This is a genomic window from Streptomyces sp. NPDC002680 (genome assembly GCF_042889145.1).
Classification (GTDB): domain Bacteria; phylum Actinomycetota; class Actinomycetes; order Streptomycetales; family Streptomycetaceae; genus Streptomyces; species Streptomyces adonidis.
Genome location: NZ_JBIAQP010000002.1, coordinates 144114 through 162049, shown reverse-complemented (window position 1 = coordinate 162049; position 17936 = coordinate 144114). Strand labels below are relative to the sequence as shown.

Annotated in this window: 19 protein-coding genes; 8 read left to right on the top strand and 11 right to left on the bottom strand. The window is 71.1% G+C overall.

What is annotated here, in order from left to right:
- Positions 1-74: 74 nt before the first annotated feature.
- The 3 genes from ACFYXF_RS07325 to ACFYXF_RS07315 are packed head-to-tail and all read left to right on the top strand — an operon-like array spanning position 75 to position 3163.
- Entirely contained in the window at positions 75-1382 is a 1308-nt protein-coding gene (locus ACFYXF_RS07325) for a magnesium transporter MgtE N-terminal domain-containing protein (protein ID WP_389348605.1), read from the top strand.
- Complete coding sequence (locus tag ACFYXF_RS07320; RefSeq protein ID WP_389348604.1) at positions 1372-1986, top strand: DUF1003 domain-containing protein; 615 nt, start codon at positions 1372-1374, stop codon at positions 1984-1986. The genes ACFYXF_RS07325 and ACFYXF_RS07320 overlap by 11 nt, the downstream gene beginning before the upstream one ends.
- Before the next feature lie 43 nt (positions 1987-2029).
- A complete protein-coding gene (locus tag ACFYXF_RS07315) occupies positions 2030-3163 on the top strand; it encodes an Mrp/NBP35 family ATP-binding protein (RefSeq protein ID WP_389348603.1) in 1134 nt (377 codons plus the stop codon).
- Positions 3164-3307: 144 nt separating this feature from the next.
- Here the strand turns inward: ACFYXF_RS07315 and ACFYXF_RS07310 are convergent, their stop codons facing one another.
- The 5 genes from ACFYXF_RS07310 to sigE form a co-directional block, all read right to left on the bottom strand.
- Complete coding sequence (locus ACFYXF_RS07310) at positions 3308-3967, bottom strand: hypothetical protein (protein WP_389348602.1); 660 nt, start codon at positions 3965-3967, stop codon at positions 3308-3310.
- Positions 3968-4193: 226 nt separating this feature from the next.
- Complete coding sequence (locus tag ACFYXF_RS07305; RefSeq protein ID WP_389348601.1) at positions 4194-4634, bottom strand: sec-independent translocase; 441 nt, start codon at positions 4632-4634, stop codon at positions 4194-4196.
- A gap of 208 nt (positions 4635-4842) precedes the next feature.
- Entirely contained in the window at positions 4843-6624 is a 1782-nt protein-coding gene (locus ACFYXF_RS07300; RefSeq protein ID WP_389348600.1) for a trypsin-like peptidase domain-containing protein, read from the bottom strand.
- 64 nt (positions 6625-6688) lie between these two features.
- The gene (locus tag ACFYXF_RS07295) at positions 6689-7687 is read right to left on the bottom strand and encodes an anti-sigma factor family protein (RefSeq protein ID WP_389348599.1); all 999 of its coding nucleotides are present in this window, start codon (positions 7685-7687) and stop codon (positions 6689-6691) included.
- On the bottom strand, positions 7684-8457 hold the full coding sequence (sigE, locus tag ACFYXF_RS07290) for an RNA polymerase sigma factor SigE (protein ID WP_235475024.1): 774 nt from the start codon (positions 8455-8457) through the stop codon (positions 7684-7686). Before sigE ends, ACFYXF_RS07295 begins: the two co-directional genes overlap by 4 nt.
- Positions 8458-8595: 138 nt before the next feature.
- Here sigE and ACFYXF_RS07285 point away from each other — a divergent pair, with 138 nt between their 5' ends.
- Entirely contained in the window at positions 8596-9294 is a 699-nt protein-coding gene (locus ACFYXF_RS07285) for an O-methyltransferase (RefSeq protein WP_369034947.1), read from the top strand.
- 96 nt (positions 9295-9390) lie between these two features.
- Here the strand turns inward: ACFYXF_RS07285 and ACFYXF_RS07280 are convergent, their stop codons facing one another.
- Entirely contained in the window at positions 9391-9558 is a 168-nt protein-coding gene (locus ACFYXF_RS07280; protein WP_003966491.1) for a DUF3117 domain-containing protein, read from the bottom strand.
- A 357-nt stretch (positions 9559-9915) separates the two neighbouring features.
- Here ACFYXF_RS07280 and ACFYXF_RS07275 point away from each other — a divergent pair, with 357 nt between their 5' ends.
- Positions 9916-10719, top strand: a complete 804-nt coding sequence (locus tag ACFYXF_RS07275) for an enoyl-CoA hydratase/isomerase family protein (RefSeq protein ID WP_389348598.1) — start codon at positions 9916-9918, stop codon at positions 10717-10719.
- Between the two features lie 79 nt (positions 10720-10798).
- Here ACFYXF_RS07275 and ACFYXF_RS07270 read toward each other — a convergent pair whose 3' ends face one another.
- Both ACFYXF_RS07270 and ACFYXF_RS07265 read right to left on the bottom strand, forming a co-directional pair.
- Positions 10799-11380: a DNA-3-methyladenine glycosylase I gene (locus ACFYXF_RS07270; RefSeq protein WP_389348597.1), complete on the bottom strand. Its 582-nt coding sequence runs from the start codon at positions 11378-11380 to the stop codon at positions 10799-10801.
- Positions 11377-11727, bottom strand: a complete 351-nt coding sequence (locus ACFYXF_RS07265) for a DivIVA domain-containing protein (protein ID WP_389348596.1) — start codon at positions 11725-11727, stop codon at positions 11377-11379. The genes ACFYXF_RS07270 and ACFYXF_RS07265 overlap by 4 nt, the downstream gene beginning before the upstream one ends.
- A 192-nt stretch (positions 11728-11919) precedes the next feature.
- Between ACFYXF_RS07265 and folP the strand changes: the two genes are divergently transcribed.
- Complete coding sequence (gene folP / locus ACFYXF_RS07260; RefSeq protein ID WP_389348595.1) at positions 11920-12780, top strand: dihydropteroate synthase; 861 nt, start codon at positions 11920-11922, stop codon at positions 12778-12780.
- 182 nt (positions 12781-12962) lie between these two features.
- On the opposite strand, the gene ACFYXF_RS07255 is transcribed toward folP, so the two are convergent.
- Positions 12963-13721 (bottom strand): TIGR00730 family Rossman fold protein, encoded by a 759-nt coding sequence (locus tag ACFYXF_RS07255; protein WP_389348594.1) that lies wholly within the window; start codon positions 13719-13721, stop codon positions 12963-12965.
- Positions 13722-13847: 126 nt separating this feature from the next.
- Positions 13848-14927, bottom strand: coding sequence for a succinyl-diaminopimelate desuccinylase (gene dapE, locus ACFYXF_RS07250; protein WP_389348593.1), 1080 nt, complete (start codon positions 14925-14927; stop codon positions 13848-13850).
- A gap of 183 nt (positions 14928-15110) precedes the next feature.
- Between dapE and ACFYXF_RS07245 the strand changes: the two genes are divergently transcribed.
- A complete protein-coding gene (locus tag ACFYXF_RS07245) occupies positions 15111-16073 on the top strand; it encodes a heavy metal transporter (RefSeq protein WP_389348592.1) in 963 nt (320 codons plus the stop codon).
- 319 nt (positions 16074-16392) lie between these two features.
- Positions 16393-16713: an ATP-binding protein gene (locus tag ACFYXF_RS07240; protein WP_389348591.1), complete on the top strand. Its 321-nt coding sequence runs from the start codon at positions 16393-16395 to the stop codon at positions 16711-16713.
- An 81-nt stretch (positions 16714-16794) separates the two neighbouring features.
- Here ACFYXF_RS07240 and ACFYXF_RS07235 read toward each other — a convergent pair whose 3' ends face one another.
- The gene (locus ACFYXF_RS07235; protein WP_389348590.1) at positions 16795-17889 is read right to left on the bottom strand and encodes a bifunctional succinyldiaminopimelate transaminase/glutamate-prephenate aminotransferase; all 1095 of its coding nucleotides are present in this window, start codon (positions 17887-17889) and stop codon (positions 16795-16797) included.
- Between the last annotated feature and the right edge of the window lie 47 nt (positions 17890-17936).

Genomic DNA, 17936 nt, shown 5'->3' with positions numbered 1-17936 from the left:
AGCAGGCAATTCGGATACCTGCGGACACAGTCCGACGCGCTTCCCGCAGCGCACAACGAGACAGGAGGCACGGCATGGCCGCAGGCTCACCCCGTGTCTTCGTCTCGCACCTCGCCGGTACGGCCGTCTTCGACCCGAACGGCGACCAGGTGGGCCGGGTGCGCGACCTCGTCGCCATGCTGCGCGTCAGTCACCGCCCGCCCCGGCTGCTCGGGCTGGTCGTCGAACTGACCACCCGGCGCCGTGTGTTCATGCCCATGACCCGCGTCACCGGCATCGAGTCCGGCCAGGTCATCACGACGGGCGTGCTGAACGTCCGGCGCTTCGAACAGCGCCCCACCGAGCGGCTCGTCCTCGGCGAACTCCTCGACCGGCGCGTCACCCTCGGCGAGACCGGCGAAGAGGTCACCGTCCTGGATGTGGCGGTACGACAGCTGCCGGCCCGCCGCGACTGGGAGATCGACCGGGTCTTCGTACGGAAGAAGGGCCGCGGCGGAGCCTTCCGGCGCAACACCGGCGAGACGCTGACCGTCGACTGGTCCGCCGTCACCGGGTTCTCCCTGGAGGAGGACGAACAGGGCGCCGAGAGCCTCCTCGCCACCTTCGAGCAGCTGCGCCCCGCCGACCTCGCCAACGTCCTGCACCACCTCTCGCCGAAACGGCGCGCCGAGGTGGCCGCCGCCCTCGACGACGACCGGCTGGCCGACGTGCTCGAAGAGCTGCCCGAGGACGACCAGATCGAGATCCTCGGCAAGCTCAAGGAGGAACGCGCCGCCGACGTCCTGGAGGCGATGGACCCGGACGACGCCGCCGACCTGCTCGGCGAGCTGCCCGAGGACGACCAGGAGCGCCTGCTGAGCCTGATGCAGCCCTCCGACGCGGCCGACATGCGCCGACTGATGGCGTACCGCGAGGACACGGCGGGCGGGCTCATGACGACCGAACCGATCGTGCTGCGCCCCGACGCGACCGTCGCCGACGCGCTGGCCCGGATCCGCGAGCCCGACCTCTCCCCCGCGCTCGCCGCCCAGGTGTACGTGTGCCGTCCGCCGGACGAGACGCCGACCGGCAAGTATCTGGGCGCCGTCCACTTCCAGCGGCTGCTGCGCGACCCCCCGTACACCCTGGTCGGCTCGCTGGTCGACGACGACCTGCAACCGCTCTCCCCGGACGCCGAACTGCCGGTCGTCGCGGGGTTCTTCGCGACGTACGACATGGTGGCGGCGCCGGTGGTCGACGAGAGCGGGTCGCTGCTGGGCGCGGTGACCGTGGACGACGTACTCGACCACATGCTGCCCGAGGACTGGCGGGAGACCGAGTTCCACCTCGACGAGAGCGCGGCGCCTTCCGCTGCCGAGGGGACGGGTGGCCATGACTCCTGAGCGCGAGTCCGGTACGCGCGAGCGCGCGGCCACCGGTGCCACCGCCACCGGCCGTTCCCGGGTCCGGCTCGACCAGCCGCGCGCCCCTCGCCGCCGGCTGCTGCCCGAGTACGACCCCGAGGCCTTCGGACGGCTGTCCGAGCGCATCGCACGCTTCCTGGGCACCGGGCGGTTCATCGTCTGGATGACGGTCGTCATCATCCTGTGGGTGCTGTGGAACGTGAGCGCCCCGCGTGACCTGCGCTTCGACCACTACCCGTTCATCTTCCTGACGCTGATGCTGTCCCTCCAGGCGTCCTACGCGGCCCCGCTGATCCTGCTCGCGCAGAACCGGCAGGACGACCGCGACCGCGTCAACCTCGAACAGGACCGGAAGCAGAACGAGCGGTCGATCGCCGACACCGAGTACCTGACCCGCGAGATCGCCTCGCTGCGCGCGGGGCTGGGCGAGGTCGCCACCCGGGACTGGATCCGCTCCGAGCTGCAGGACCTGGTCAAGGAGCTGGAGGACCGGTACGAGGAGCGGTACGCGGACAAGCCGCAGGACCGACCCGGTGTATTCCCGGCAGAACGGCCGCGGGGGCGTGACGTAGAAGACCGGTGACGGGCTTTCCGGGCGCTGTGTGCGGCGCCGTACCATCGTGGTTATGGCTACGGAAGACGCGGTGCGTGAAGCACTGGCGACGGTGAACGACCCCGAGATCCAGCGACCCATCACCGAGCTGGGGATGGTGAAGTCGGTGGTCGTCGGCGCGGACGGGGCGGTCGCGGTCGCGGTGTACCTGACGGTCTCCGGCTGCCCGATGCGCGAGACGATCACGAAGAACGTGACGGAGGCGGTCTCGCGGGTCGAGGGCGTCACGCGCGTCGACGTCGAGCTGGACGTCATGAGCGACAGCCAGCGCAAGGACCTGGCGTCCGCCCTGCGCGGCGGCCAGGCCGAGCGCGAGGTCCCCTTCGCCAAACCGGGCTCCCTCACGCGCGTGTACGCGGTCGCGTCCGGCAAGGGCGGCGTCGGCAAGTCGTCGGTCACCGTCAACCTGGCGGCGGCGATGGCGGCCGACGGCCTCAAGGTGGGTGTGGTCGACGCCGACATCTACGGCCACAGCGTGCCGCGCATGCTCGGCGTGGAGGGCAGTCCGACCCAGGTCGAGAACATGATCATGCCGCCGTCCTCGCACGGCGTGAAGGTCATCTCCATCGGCATGTTCACCCCGGGCAACGCCCCGGTGGTCTGGCGCGGCCCGATGCTCCACAGGGCCCTCCAGCAGTTCCTGGCGGACGTGTACTGGGGCGATCTGGACGTCCTGCTCCTGGACCTCCCGCCGGGCACGGGCGACATCGCCATCTCCGTCGCCCAGCTGGTCCCGAACGCCGAGATCCTCGTCGTGACGACGCCTCAGCAGGCGGCGGCCGAGGTGGCCGAGCGGGCGGGCTCCATCGCCGTCCAGACCCACCAGAAGATCGTCGGCGTGGTCGAGAACATGGCCGGCCTGCCCTGCCCGCACTGCGGCGAGATGGTCGACGTCTTCGGCACGGGCGGCGGCCAGAGCGTCGCCGACGGCCTCACCAGGACCACGGGAGCGTCGGTCCCGGTCCTCGGCTCCATCCCCATCGACGTCCGCCTCCGAGAGGGCGGCGACGACGGCAAACCGGTCGTCCTCTCCGACCCCGACTCCCCGGCGGGCGCATCCCTCCGCGCGATCGCGGGCAAGCTGGGCGGCAGGCAGCGGGGCCTGTCGGGCATGTCCCTGGGCATCACCCCACGGAACAAGTTCTAACGGGGGTAAGCGGGGTCTTGGCCTTTGGCTTTTGGCTTTTAGGGGCGCGGGGAACTGCGCGACAAGCCCCCACCGGGCCGCAGCTGCCCACGCACCTGAAGCCCACAGCAATGGGGCGCCGCAAAACAAGCGGCGCCCCAAACCTCACGCGTACACGCCAATATCCTTGATCATGGCGAAGCCAAGCCCGTACGCACTCATCCCCCGCCCGTACGCCCCCACATGCACGCCCTCCTGGGTCGACCCGGCCAGCACCCACCCGAACTCCGACTCCCGGTAGTGGAACGGCGTAGGCACGCCATCCACCGGCAGGGACAACGTCGACCAGTCAGAACCGCCGAGATCGTCCGCGAGGACCCACGCCGTCTCCGTCTGCTGGTCGAGCCAGTCGTCCCGCAGGGTGTGGTCCATCTGCCCGGGCCAGGTGAAGGACAGCAGCCCCACCCCGGCCAGCCAGGCCGCCGACGACACCGAGGTGGCCTCCAGCAGCCCCGTCCCGTCCGCACTGCGCCGTACGGGGTTCGCGGCCACGGTGACGACCACCGCGAACCGCTCCTTGTCCTCCCCCATGGCCTCGTGCCGTACGGAGGGTTCGTCGCCGTGCCCGATCGAACCGTGCTCGACGGCACCGTCGGCCGCCGTACCCACCTGCATCAGCCAGCGCGGTCCCGTGAAGGCCTCGTCGAGGCCGTACCAAGGGAAGGGCGCCAGCAGATAGCCGTCAACCGTGCGCCGGGCGGAGGGGACCTGTTGTCCGCCCTCCGCGGCCGGCGCCTGTGCGCCCACCCGACTTGTCGTCTCCATGTACCCGGACGCCTCCTCGTTCTCGTCGGCCCGGACGGCCCGCCCCCCTTCGGGCGTACTCGTCCGGTCCCACAACAACTCGGCAGCATAGCCACACCGCTCCGAACAGCAGGGAAAGCACCCGGCGCGCGAGCCGTGCGGACGTCCGGATCGGGCCCTCAGGGGCCCGGTCGGAGTATGAATCGCGTCACGCGCGCACGGACATGTGCACGCGGGCGTACGACGATCAGGTGGCGTCCGCGTCGTAGGGCGGGCGCTCGTCCGGCTCGGGCTTCTTCGTCATGTCGACGGTGCCGCCGGAAGTACCGGAGGACGACGAGGAGGAGGACGAGGACGAGTCGGCGTCGCGGCCGTGAACCGCGTCCGTGACCTCGGCCATCTCCTTCTTCAGGTCGAAGCCGTTGCGGATCTCCTTGAGCCCCAGCTCGTCGTTGTCCAGCTGCTTGCGGATGAACGTCTTGGGGTTCAGGTCCTCGAACTCGAAGTCCTTGAACTCCGGGCCCAGCTCCTGGCGGATGTCCTGCTTCGCGCCCTCCGAGAACTCCCGGATCTTGCGGATGGTGCGCGTGACGTCCTGGATCATCTTCGGAAGCTTCTCCGGACCGAAGACGAGCACAGCGAGGAGCACGAGCGTCACCAGCTCGAGCGGTCCTATGTCATTGAACACCTGAAGCTCCTTGCGAGTCCTCGGTCCTCGGCCCTCGGTGGTCCGTGCGGTCTTCGCGGTCTTCCGTGGTCCGGGCCGGTTCCACGGTACCCGGCCATCCTGTCCCACCGGTACCGTCCGGGGGCCCAAGAGTGGGTGTACACGACCGGTTTTCCGGGATGTTTGCCTAGTGGGAGGCCCTACGGGCCCGCCACCTGTGACGTTTCTGTCAGTTACCGCCGGAGGAGCCCAGGACGAGGGAGATCGTCCGCTCCCTGCCGCCGCGCAGCAGGGACAGTTCGAGCCGGTCGCCGGGGCGGTGGGCGCGGATCTTGACGATCAGTTCCTCGCCGGAGTGGACGCGCCGCCCGTCGACCTCGGTGATGATGTCGCCGGCCTCCAGGCCCGCCCGGTCGCCGGGACCGCCGGTGGTGACCGCGGGCTCGCCGTCGTTTCCCTCGGTGCCGACGCGCGCGCCGTCGCCGGAGTAGTCCATGTCGAGGGTGACGCCGATGACGGGGTGGGTCGCTCTCCCGGTGTTGATCAGTTCCTCGGCGACGCGTTTGCCCTGGTTGATGGGTATGGCGAAGCCGAGCCCGATCGACCCGGACTGGGTGCCGTCCAGCCCCGAGGCGCTGTCGGCGGAGCGGATCGCGGAGTTGATCCCGACGACGCGGGCCCGGGCGTCGAGCAGCGGCCCGCCGGAGTTGCCCGGGTTGATGGGCGCGTCGGTCTGGAGCGCGTCGACGTACGACACGTCGCTGCCGTCCCCGCTCTCGCCGCCTGCGGTGATGGGCCGTTCCTTGGCGCTGATGATGCCGGAGGTGACGGTGTTGGCGAGGTCGAAGGGGGCTCCGATGGCCACGACTGGGTCGCCCACGGCCACGTTGTCGGAGTTCCCGAGGACCACCGGCTGGAGCCCGTCGACGTCGTTCACCTTGACGACGGCCAGGTCGTATCCGCTGTCCCGTCCGACGACCTCGGCCTCGGCGGTCTCGCCGCCGCTGAAGGTCACGGTTATCGCGCCGTCGGCACCGGCGGGTTCGACGACGTGGTTGTTGGTGAGGATGTGTCCCCGGCCGTCGAGCACGAACCCGGTCCCGGTGGCCTCTGCCCCGTCCCCGCGCACATGCAGCGTCACCACGCTGGGCAGGGCACGCGCGGCGATCCCGGCCACGCTGTCCGGGGCCCGCCCGACGGACTCGTCGCTCGCGGCCTGCGGCAGCTGAATGCGGTCGCCGTCCCCGCCGTGCCGCTCCAGATACGACCCGACGGCGCCCCCGACGCCCCCCGAAAGCAGCGCGATCACCACGGCCCCGACCACCAGCCCACGCTTCCGCGCCCCCGGCCGGGCGTCGACGGGGGCGGCCCCGTTCTGCTGGAGGGGCTGGAGGGACCGCAGGGGCGAGGCCGACCAAGGGTCGTAGCGCTGCCAGGGGTCGGAGCCGGAGCCGGTCCCGGGAGGGCCGACAGGAGCCTCGGGTACGTCGGACACGTCTTCCGGTACGCCGGACAGCCCCTGGGGCGTCAGCGGCCCCGGTACGGCCGTTCCGTGCGCCGGGGTCATCGCGGGGTGCTGAACCGGCGGAGCGGGCGCCCAGGGGCCGGGATGGCCGTAGGGCGGGGTGCTGTAGGGATCGGAGTCGGGGTCGTGGAGGGGCTGGGGCGGCGGTCCGGGCGGAAGGTCCGGATGAGCGGCGGGCGCGGCTTCAGGTACTCCAGGCACTCCGGACGAGTCCGACGCTCCAGGCACCGTCGCGGGCGGCGACAGCTCGAAGTCGCCGTCACCGGCGGCCCCCGCCACAACCTCTGCGGAAGCCACACCTTCCTCGGAGGACAGCCGCGCCTCGGCGGCCAAACCCCCCTCGGCGACCGAGCCCCGCTCGGAAGCCGAGCCCCCTTCGGCGGCCGAAACCTCCTGGCCGGAAACCGACGCCTCCTGACCCGGCAGCGCCGATTCCTCCTGAGGCCGGTTCCACCACTTGGCCTTCGCGGGCTTCCCCTCGTTCATGCTCTCCCCACACCTGGCCCGCCGTTGTGCGGCCCGCACCTCGGATTCAACCAGGTTCGTGGGGTCAGCGGACGGTGTCCGAGGAGGAAGGGGACGGTGAGGGGGACGAGTCGGGCGCCGGTGCCATGAGCAGGCCCTGGACGGCCACTTCGGGCGCCGTCGACCAGGAGGTCAGGGCGACCTGCGGGGCCTCCAGCGGGCGTATCAGCGGGGACAGCACCGCGGCGGCTGCCACGACCGGTGTGGTCAGCGGATGCATGGCCGCGCGCTCCCGGCCCCCGGAGGCCGGTGCCGGCACACCGGGCAGCAAGGGCGCGGACGCCCCCGTCGACGCCACCGGCGCCTGCCCGAACGTCCCCTGCCCGAACCCCTGCGAGAGCAGCGGGCCGACCGAGCGGCGGCGCTGGCTGTCGGGAGCCGTCGCGGCTCCCCCGCCCTGCGGACGCATCGGCGTCACATTGCTGCCCCCGGAGGTGCCCCGGGCCTCAGCCGTGTCACCGGGAACGCCCGTCGACACCCCGCCCAGCGCGATCGCGGCCAGCGACACCGCACCGGCGGCGGCGAACGCGAACCGCAGGCCGCGCGAGGACGAGCGGTCGGCGTCGTGACGGCCGACGTCATGGATACGGAAACCCCGGCCGGGGGCGGACGACGGGAGGACGGGGGTGTGCGGCCGGGCCGGAACGTACCCGAACCCTTCGCCTCTCACCCCGAAGACTCCCGAGCCGACTCCCGGTCCCCCGGGGAACGCGGAAAGCCCGTCGGTGAACCCTCCCCCGCCCAGCGGTGAGCCGCCGGAGTCGGAATCACCTCCGCCAGGGAGGCCCTGGAGGCGGGCCAGGAAGCTCTCGGAGGGCGGTGGCGGGGCCATCTCCGCGAAGACGTTCTTCAGACGGCGCTGTGCGTCGGCCTCCGACTTGCACTTCGGACAGGTGGCCAGATGCGCCAGGACGCGTTCCCGCGTCTCATGACCGAGTTCTCCGTCCACAAGGGCGGAGAGGCGGTCTCCCAAATGCTGCTCGGCGAGGCGACGCTCGGCAGAGTACGGCCGTGATCCACTCACGCGCTCGCGCCCCCTCCTCCCAGCGCGGCCACCCGTGGCACCGCGAAGCGGCGCTCGGCACGGGCCTCCGGAGAGCGGTGCGCGAGGGCCTTGCGGAGCTGGGAACGGCCTCGGTGGATACGGGAGCGGACGGTGCCGAGCTTCACGCCGAGAGTCGCGGCGATCTCCTCGTACGACAGTCCCTCGATGTCGCACAGGACGACGGCGGCGCGGAACTCGGGCGCGAGGGTGTCCAGCGCCTGCTGGACGTCCGCGTCGAAGTGCGCGTCGTTGAAGACCTGCTGCGGAGACGGCTCACGGCTGGGCAGACGCTCGGCCGCGTCGTCGCCGAGGGCGTCGAAACGGATGCGCTGCTTGCGGCGGACCATGTCCAGGAAGAGGTTGGTGGTGATGCGGTGCAGCCAGCCCTCGAAGGTGCCGGGCGTGTACGTCGACAGCGAGCGGAAGACGCGGACGAAGACCTCCTGCGTGAGGTCCTCGGCGTCGTGCTGGTTGCCGGTCAGGCGGTATGCCAGGCGGTAGACGCGGCCGCTGTGCGTGCTGACGATCTCCTCCCACGTGGGCGGAGTCCACGCCTGCCCGTCCGCGTCGGTGGAGAAGGTCGCGGTCTGGGCTCGGTCAGCGGCGTGGCTGGGGTCAGCAGCAGTGTTGTTCACGGATTTCGGCCTGCCCGCTGATCCGAGAAGGCGCCTGAGCGCTCCTCCCCGATCCACAGGTGCAGCCGCACCTCCCCTGTCGGCTCTGGTGGTGACCAGTGGAGCACCTACCATAGCCACCTCGCCCGTTAGCTCCGGATAAGCGGTTTTACGAGAAATTGATCTGCGCTGATACTGCTGCGCCGCCATGTCCTTCCCGGTCCTCTCCCTGTCTGCCCCACCTCGTCCCACACCCTCTAAACGCCCGGTCCCATCTGCGGGTTCCCGGCCGCAACGGATACAGTCACGCCCAGGCAACTGCGGGGACAGGAGAGGGTCATTACCGGCAACCGGCAGACGAGCTGGGCGTTCGCCGACGCCTTTGTCGCCGAGGACGAAGCACTGCGCTGGGCCCGTGACCGGGCCCGCGAGGCAGGGCTGCGCTCGGTGGCGCCCAGCACGGGCGCCGCGCTACGGCTGCTGGCCGCCTCCGTGGACGCGAAGGCGGTGGCGGAGATCGGGACCGGGACGGGCGTCTCGGGCATGTACCTCCTGCAGGGCATGCGCGCGGACGGGGTCCTGACGACGGTCGACCCCGAGCCCGAGCACCAGCAGTTCGCCCGTCAGGCCTTCCGCGCGTCCGGCTTCGCCAGCAACCGCGCCCGCTTCATCCCGGGCCGCGCCCTGGACGTGCTGCCCCGGCTCGCGGACGCCGGCTACGACCTCGTCTTCTGCGACGGCGACCGGCTGGAGAGCCTCGACTACCTAGCTGAATCGTTGCGTCTGCTCCGTACGGGTGGCCTGGTGGTCTTCGAGGGCGTCTTCGCCAATGGCAGGACGGTCGATTCGGGGCCCCAGCCCACCGAGGTCATACGGCTGCGCGAGCTGCTGCGCGCGGTGCGCGAGAGCCAGGAGCTGGTGTCGTCCCTGCTGCCCGTGGGCGACGGTCTGCTGTGCGCGGTCAAGCGCTGAGGGCAGCACTGGCGGCGAGGCCCGGGCAAAACAGTGCCCCGGCACCGTGTGTTCACGATGCCGGGGCAGCTGAAAGGGTATGGACGCGTCCGCGCGTCAGCCGACGACCTTCTTGAGGGCATCGCCCAGCGCGTCGGCCTCGTCAGGGGTCAGCTCGACGACGAGCCGACCGCCGCCTTCGAGCGGAACGCGCATGACGATGCCCCGCCCCTCCTTTGTCACCTCGAGCGGGCCATCGCCCGTCCGCGGCTTCATGGCCGCCATGCTCGTTCCCCTTCCTGAAACCAGCTCATCGTCGCCGACGGCCCCTTAGGAGGGCACGCCCATCCCCTCATGGGACGAACGTCACCGGCATCGAACACATTGCTTCCAAGCCATTATCCCGCATCTCAGGACCCTATGACCAACATCAGTCGGCATCGCTTGGGCAACGCGCGCGATCAAAACCACTCAATTCGCCGATGTGGCTGCGATACTTCGCCGCCGCGCGGACCCGCGCCGACTCCGGACGGACGGGAATTCTTTGACGCAGGTCACATGACCCGCCCTCTCCTCGGACCGCGATCTCCGCCATGCTGTCCTGCGACGACCGAGCCGCGACACCCACCGGAGGGGACCCCCATGGCCGACACCGTGCTCTACGAGGTGCACGAGGGACTGGCGACGATCACGCTGAACCGCCCCGAGGCGATGAACGCGCTGAGCATCGCGACCAAGGTCGCGCTCCGGGAGGCGGTCCAGGCGGCGGCCACGGACGGCGCCGTACGGGCGGTGCTGCTGACCGCGGCCGGGGACCGGGCGTTCTGCGTGGGCCAGGACCTCAAGGAGCACATCGGGCTGCTGGCGGCCGACCGCGAGGCCGGCACGGGTCAGACCATGACGACGGTCCGCGAGCACTACAACCCCATCGTGCGGGCGCTGACGGGCATGCCCAAGCCGGTGGTGGCGGGCGTGAACGGCGTCGCGGCCGGAGCCGGCTTCGGCTTCGCGCTCGCCGCCGACTACCGGGTCGTCGCGGACACGGCGGCCTTCAACACGTCGTTCGCGGGCGTGGCGCTGACCGCCGACTCGGGCGTCTCCTGGACCCTCCCGCGCGTGGTCGGCCCCGGGCGCGCCGCGGACCTGCTCCTGTTCCCGCGCAGCATCAAGGCGCAGGAGGCGTACGAGCTGGGCATCGCGAACCGGGTCGTCCCTGCGGCGGACCTGCGGGCCGAGGCCGAGAAGACGGCACGGGCCCTGGCCGACGGCCCGACGGTGGCGTACGCGGCCCTCAAGGAGGCCGTGGCCTACGGCTTCTCCCACTCCCTGGAGGAGACCCTGGAGAAGGAGGACGAACTCCAGGGACGGGCGGGCGCGTCGGAGGACCACGCGATCGCGGTGCAGGCGTTCGTCAACAAGGAGAAGCCGAAGTATTTGGGGCGGTGAGAGTTCCTTTTTTGGGGTGGTACGCGCCATTGGGAGCTGCGGGTCCGTGGGGGCTGGTCGCGCAGTTCCCCGCGCCCCTTCAGGGCGCGCTTCTCGCTACGCACGTTTCCAAGTGGTCGTCGACAAGGCCGCACGCCTGCATGAGCGCGTACGCCGTTGTCGGGCCCACGAAACGTAGGCCGCGCTTCTTCAGGGCCTTCGACAGGGCGGTCGACTCTTCGGTGACCGCGGGGACGTCGGAGAGGGTCTTGGGGACCGGGCGGGTGGCCGGGTCCGGGGCGTGGGACCAGATCAGTTCGTCCAGTTCCCCGGGGGTCCAGTCGGCGAGCACGCGCGCGTTGGCGATCGTCGCGTCGATCTTCGCGCGGTTGCGGATGATGCCGGCGTCGGCGAGGAGCCGTTCGCGGTCGGCGTCCGTGAAGGCCGCGACGGAGGCGATCCTGAAGCCGGCGAAGGCGGTACGGAAGCCCGGTCGGCGGCGCAGGATGGTGATCCAGGAGAGGCCGGACTGGAAGGCCTCCAGGGAGAGCCGTTCGAAGAGGGCCTCGTCGCCGTGGACCGGGCGCCCCCACTCCTCGTCGTGGTACGCGACGTAGTCCTCCGTGGACAGCGCCCAGGGGCAGCGCAGAGCGCCGTCGGGCCCGGCGAGGGCCTCGCTCACTGCTCGCTCCCCTGGGCCGGCTTGTCCATGGTGACCCGCGACGCGGCCTGGGCGCCGGAGAGCGCGGACTCCAGGTCGGCGATACGGGCGTCCCGCTCGGCGAGTTCGGCACCGAGGCGGGTGAGCGCGTCGTCGACGTCCGACATGCGGTAGCCACGGGCGGCGACCGGGAAGCGGAGGGACTCGACGTCGCCGCGGTCGACCGGGCGGTCGAGCGGCAGCGGGTCCTGGAGCCGCTCGGGCGCGGTCTCCGGCAGGACGGCGTTCTCGCCGCCGCCCACCACGGCCAGCGTCACCGCGGCGACCACGACGGCGAGCGCGACGACCAGGAACAAGAACATCAACATCGCTGGGTCCCCACGGAATTCGGATGGATCGGATGGATCGGAAGGGTCGGACGGATCAGGTGGATCAAGTGGACCAGGTGAATCGGAAGTGCCGCAGCCCAATGCGGCAGGGTCCGATCGTGCCATGCGAGTCTGGCAGTCATGGCCGCAGGCGGCCGAATACCGGGAACGTACTAGGAGAGGTCACAGGCGATGCTCAGACTGGGCAGGCGTGAATTCGGCGCGCACGAGCCGGTGATCATGGCGATCGTGAACCGGACCCCGGACTCCTTCTACGACCAGGGAGCCACCTTCCGCGACGAGCCCGCACTCACGCGCGTGGAGCAGGCGGTGTCGGAGGGTGCTGCCATCATCGACATCGGCGGGGTGAAGGCGGGACCCGGCGAGGAGGTGACGGCGGAGGAGGAGGCGCGGCGGACGGTCGGCTTCGTGGCGGAGGTGCGGCGCCGGTTCCCCGACGTGGTCATCAGCGTGGACACCTGGCGGGCGGACGTGGGCGAGGCCGTGTGCGAGGCGGGGGCCGATGTGCTGAACGACGCGTGGGGCGGCGTCGATCCGCGGCTCGCGGAGGTCGCGGGGCGGTACGGGGTGGGGTTGGTGTGCACGCACGCGGGCGGCGCCGAGCCGCGCACCCGACCGCACCGGGTGACGTACGACGACGTCATGGCCGACATCCTCCGGGTGACCGTCGGGCTGGCCGAGCGGGCGGTGTCGCTGGGGGTGCCCCGGGAGTCGGTGATGATCGATCCCGGGCACGACTTCGGGAAGAACACGCGGCACAGTCTGGAGGCGACTCGGCGGTTGGGGGAGATGGTGGCGACGGGGTGGCCTGTGCTGGTGTCGCTGTCCAACAAGGATTTCGTGGGCGAGACGTTGGACCGGCCGGTGAAGGAACGGCTGGTGGGGACGTTGGCGACGACGGCGGTGTCGATGTGGCTGGGGGCGCGGGTGTACCGCGTCCACGAGGTCGCGGAGACCCGCCAGGTCCTGGAAATGGTGACATCGATCGCGGGCCACCGCCCACCGACGGTGGCCCGGAGGGGGCTGGCGTAGGGGCTTTTCCTCGCCCCCGCCGCCCCTACCCGTCCCATCCCTGGGGGCTGCGCCCCCAGACCCCCCCTTTGTCCTCAAACGCCGGACGGGCTGGATAGTCAGCCCCTCCGGCGTTTGAGGAGCGGGGGTTCGGGGGCAGCGCCCCCGAGGATGGGACGGGTAGGGGCGGCGGGGGCGAAAACCTAGCGGCCCGCCTCCTTCGACACCAGCGCCACCGCCTCCTCCACGTCGTCCGTGATGTGGAACAGCATCAGGTCCTTCTCCGACGCCTTGCCCTGGGCGATCAGGGTGTTCGTGAGCCAGTCGATCAGGCCGCCCCAGTACTCGCTGCCGAACAGCACGATCGGGAAGCGGGTCACCTTCTGGGTCTGGACCAGGGTCAGTGCCTCGAAGAGTTCGTCCAGGGTGCCCAGGCCTCCGGGGAGGACCACGAAACCCTGCGCGTACTTCACGAACATCATCTTGCGGACGAAGAAGTAGCGGAAGTTGAGGCCGATGTCGACGTAGGGGTTCAGCCCCTGCTCGAAAGGCAGCTCGATGCCCAGCCCCACCGAGACGCCCTTCGCCTCGCACGCCCCCTTGTTCGCCGCCTCCATCGCCCCGGGCCCACCACCCGTGATCACCGCGAACCCGGCCTCCACCAGACCCCGCCCGAGGCGGACGCCCGCCTCGTACTCCGGCGAGTCCACCTTCGTACGCGCCGACCCGAACACGCTGATCGCGGGCGGGAGTTCGGCCAGCGTGCCGAAGCCCTCGATGAACTCCGACTGGATGCGCAGCACCCGCCAGGGGTCCGTGTGGACCCAGTCGGAGGGACCGCCCGCGTCGAGGAGACGCTGGTCGGTGGTGCTCGCCTGGACCTGCCCGCGCCTGCGCAGCACCGGTCCGAGCCGCTGCTCCTCCGGTGGCTGCTTGCTGCCCTCGGGGTTGCCGGTAGCCATGGCCGCTCCCTTCCTCCGCTTGCTGTGGTTCCACCTCAGCGTAGATCTCCGCCGGTTACGGACGGGGGACGTAGGCATGTCCGCCATGAAGCGCCGCCCCGGCCACCTGCCCGTACCCCTGCCGGGTCATGACGTCAGCCAGGCCCGCAGCCGTTCCTCGCCCGCCAGGATCTTTCCGGTTTCCACCCGTTCGTCCCGCTTGTGCGCCAAGTGCGGGTTCCCGGGGCCGTAGTTGACGGCCGGGATGCCGAGCGCGCTGAAGCGCGACACGTCCGTCCAGCCGTACTTGGGCTGCGGGGTGCCGCCCACCGCCTCGATGAAGGCCGCGGCAGCCGGGTGGGAGAGGCCGGGCAGGGCCGCGCCGCCGTGGTCGTCCACGACGAACTCCGTCACCCCGCAGTCCGCGAAGACCTCCCGCACGTGCGCCAGCGCCTCCTCCTCCGAACGGTCGGGCGCGTAGCGGAAGTTGACCGTCACCACGCACTCGTCGGGGATGACGTTGCCCGCGACCCCACCGCCGATCCGGACCGCGTTCAGGCCCTCGCGGTACTCCAGGCCGTCGATCACCGGGTAACGCGGCTGGTACGAGGCCAGCTTGGCCAGGATCGGGGCCGCCGCGTGGATCGCGTTGGAGCCCATCCAGCTGCGCGCCGAGTGGGCCCGCTCGCCCGAGGTCTTCAGCAGCACCCGCAGCGTGCCCTGGCAGCCGCCCTCCACCTGGCCGTCGGACGGTTCGAGGAGCACCGCGAAGTCGCCCTCCAGCCACTCCGGGTGGGCCTCGGCGACATGCTTGAGACCGTTCAGCTCGGCCGCGACCTCTTCCTGGTCGTAGAAGACGAAGGTGAGGTCCCTGTTCGGCGCCGGCACCGTGGCCGCGATCCTCAGCTGCACCGCGACCCCCGACTTCATGTCGCACGTCCCGCAGCCCCACAGCACCCCGTCCTCGTCCAGCCGCGAGGGGACGTTGTCGGCGATCGGCACCGTGTCGATGTGGCCGGCCAGGATCACGCGCTCCGCGCGGCCCAGGTTCGTCCGGGCGACGACGTTGTTGCCGTTCCGCTCGACCGTGAGGTGCGGCAGGGTGCGCAGAGCCGTCTCGATCGCGTCCGCGAGGGGCTTCTCGCTGCCGCTCTCCGAGGGGAAGTCGACGAGCCACGCGGTCAGGCGAGCGGCGTCCAACGTGAGGTCAAGCGGTGTATCGGCCATGACGACGACCCTAACGCGCCGCCCGGACACGCCACCGCACAGCGCGGGAACAGCACCGGCACAGCACGGGCAGAGCCCCACACCGCCCCCACACCACCCCTTCACCCCCTTCCGACCACCCTCCGACCTCCCTCCTCACCGAACACGGAAACCGCGGACCCTACTCTCCAGTACCTTGTACGGATGCCGGAGCCGTCCCCCCACCGCAAGCGTCGTGGCCGCCTCCTCCGTCGTGGGGCGTCCTTCCTGGTCCTGCTCGCCGTCGCGGGCTATCTCGCGGTGCAGTACGTCACCGGCGGGACCGGCGATCCGGCCTGCGAGGTCGTCTCGGCCGACGGCGACGGAACGGCGTACGAGTTCACCCCCGAGCAGGCGGTCAACGCGGCGACGATCACCGCGGTCGGCACCGCGCGCGGGCTGCCCGAACGGGCCGTGGCCATCGCGCTGGCGACCTCCCTCCAGGAGTCGGGCCTGCGCAACATCACCCACGGCGACCGGGATTCACTGGGCCTGTTCCAGCAACGCCCCTCGCAGGGCTGGGGCACCGAGAAGGAGATCCTGGACCCGACCTACTCGGCGGGCGAGTTCTACGACCACCTCGTCAAGGTCTCCGGCTACGAGCGCCTCCCGCTCACCGTGGCCGCACAGCGCGTGCAGCGCAGCGGCTACCCGGAGGCGTACGCGAAGCACGAACCGGACGCCACGCTGCTGGCGGCGGCCCTGACCGGCCGCGCGGCGGCCACCCTGACCTGCCAGGGCCGTCTGGACACCACCCCGGCCGGCGGCCCGGACGCCGTACGGGCGGCGCTCGTACGGGACTTCGGCCGCGATGCGCTGACCGTGGCCGCCGCGGAGGTGGGCCGGAAGACGGCCGCCACCCCCACACCCTCCCCCACCGCCCCTTCCACCGTGACGCTTCCGGTGCCCTCGGACACCGACACGGCCACGGGGACGACGGTCCAGCAGCGCGGCTGGCAGCTGGCGCACTGGGCGGTGGCCAACTCCTCCGCGCTGCACATCGAGAACGTCACGTACGCGGGCCGCCGCTGGACGGCCGGCAACACCGACAGCGAGTGGCGCCCGGTCGGCACGGAGAAGGACACGGAGAAGGACACGAAGGCGGTCCGGATCGTCACCGCCCAGTAGTACGGGCAGGAGTGCGGGGAGTCCCTCGTACGGGTTACTCCTGCCGGGTCCGGGAGGGACTCTGCGCGGGTTTTCGCCGAGTCGCTCCCACATCCGTCCGCTGTCCGTCAGAACCCTTGCGAACAAAGGGCTGCAACGCGTCACAAGGATTCACCCGACTTTCGGACCGGGTGGCCTTTGCCCGTTTTTATCCGCAGGCGATAATGCGACGCATTGCCAACTCTTTACATTCGGGCGCCGCAACCTTCAGGGGCCTTCGAGCGGTAGTCACTGCGTCCGAGTCCGGACGATCAAGAGTCAACCGACACTCAGGAGCATCATGTCCCTCCCCCTGACCCGCCGGATCGCCCGTGCAGCGCTGCTCGTCGCAGCGGGAGCGGCAGCCGGGGTCGGTGCGGCCGGTTCCGCCAGCGCGGCGCCCGCCGGGCTGCCGGCCACCCCGAACCTCGGCGGTCTGACCGCCCTGGACACGGCGAACGTCGACGCGGTCACGAAGGCCGTGCCGGCGACGGCCGGCGGTGACGTCCTCGGCGACACCGCGAAGACCGCGACGAAGGGCGGCCTGCCGACGGACGCGCTCCCGACGAAGGGCCTGCCCGGCGCCGGCCAGCTGCCCCTGCAGGGCCTGCCGCTGGGCTGACCCGAGCGCGGTGACCAGGTGATGGCGGAGGGGCCCGGGGATCTTTCCCGGGCCCCTCCGTCGTACAGCGGCAATGGCCCTCTACAGACGCGCGACCGCCGCCGCCACCCGCTCGTCCGTCGCCGTCAGGGCCACGCGGACGAAGGTCTCGCCCGCCGTGCCGTAGAAGTCGCCCGGTGCGACCAGGATGCCCAGGTCGGCGAGGTGGGCGACGGTGTCCCAGCAGGACTCCTCGCGGGTGGCCCACAGGTAGAGGCTGGCCTCGCTGTGCTCGATGCGGAAGCCGTGGCGCACGAGGGCCTCGCGCAGGGCCGTACGCCGGGCCGCGTACCGCTCGCGCTGCTCGCGCACGTGGGTGTCGTCACCGAGGGCGGCCACGACCGCCGCCTGGGTGGGCGCCGAGGTCATCATGCCGCCGTGCTTGCGGATCTCCAGGAGGGGGCCCAGAACCGCCGGATCACCGGCCAGGAACGCGGCCCGGTACCCGGCCAGGTTGGAGCGCTTGGAGAGGGAGTGGACGGACACGATCCCCTCGTACGAGCCACCGCAGACGTCCGGGTGCAGTACGGAGACCGGGTCGGCCTCCCAGCCCAGCTCGACGTAGCACTCGTCGGAGAAGATCAGCACGCCGTGTTCACGGGCCCACGCGACCGTCCGGGCCAGCTCCTCCTTGGTCAGCACCCGCCCAGTGGGGTTCGAGGGCGAGTTGAGCCAGAGCAGCTTCAGGTTCGTCGGATCCAGCTCGGTCGGGTCGTCGTAGACCTCGTACTCGGCGCGGGCCAGGCGGGCGCCGACCTCGTACGTCGGGTACGCGAGGCGCGGGTAGGCGACCTTGTCGCCGGGGCCCAGGCCCAGCTGGGTCGGGAGCCAGGCGACCAGTTCCTTGGAGCCGACGATCGGCAGGACGTGGCGGTGGGTGATGTCCCGGGCGCCGAGGCGGCGCTCGACCCAGCCGGTGAGCGCGTCGCGCAGTTCGGGCGTGCCCCAGACGGTCGGATAGCCCGGGGAGTCGGCCGCCGCGACCAGCGCTTTCTGGATCAGCTCGGGGACCGGGTCGACCGGCGTGCCGACCGACAGGTCGACGATGCCGTCCGGGTGCGCGGCGGCCGTCTTCTTGTACGGCTCCAGCTTGTCCCAGGGGAAGACGGGGAGGCGGTCGGAGACTGCGGAGGACACGATTACTGGCTCACTTTCGTACGTACGGCAAACGCCTCGGTCCCGTA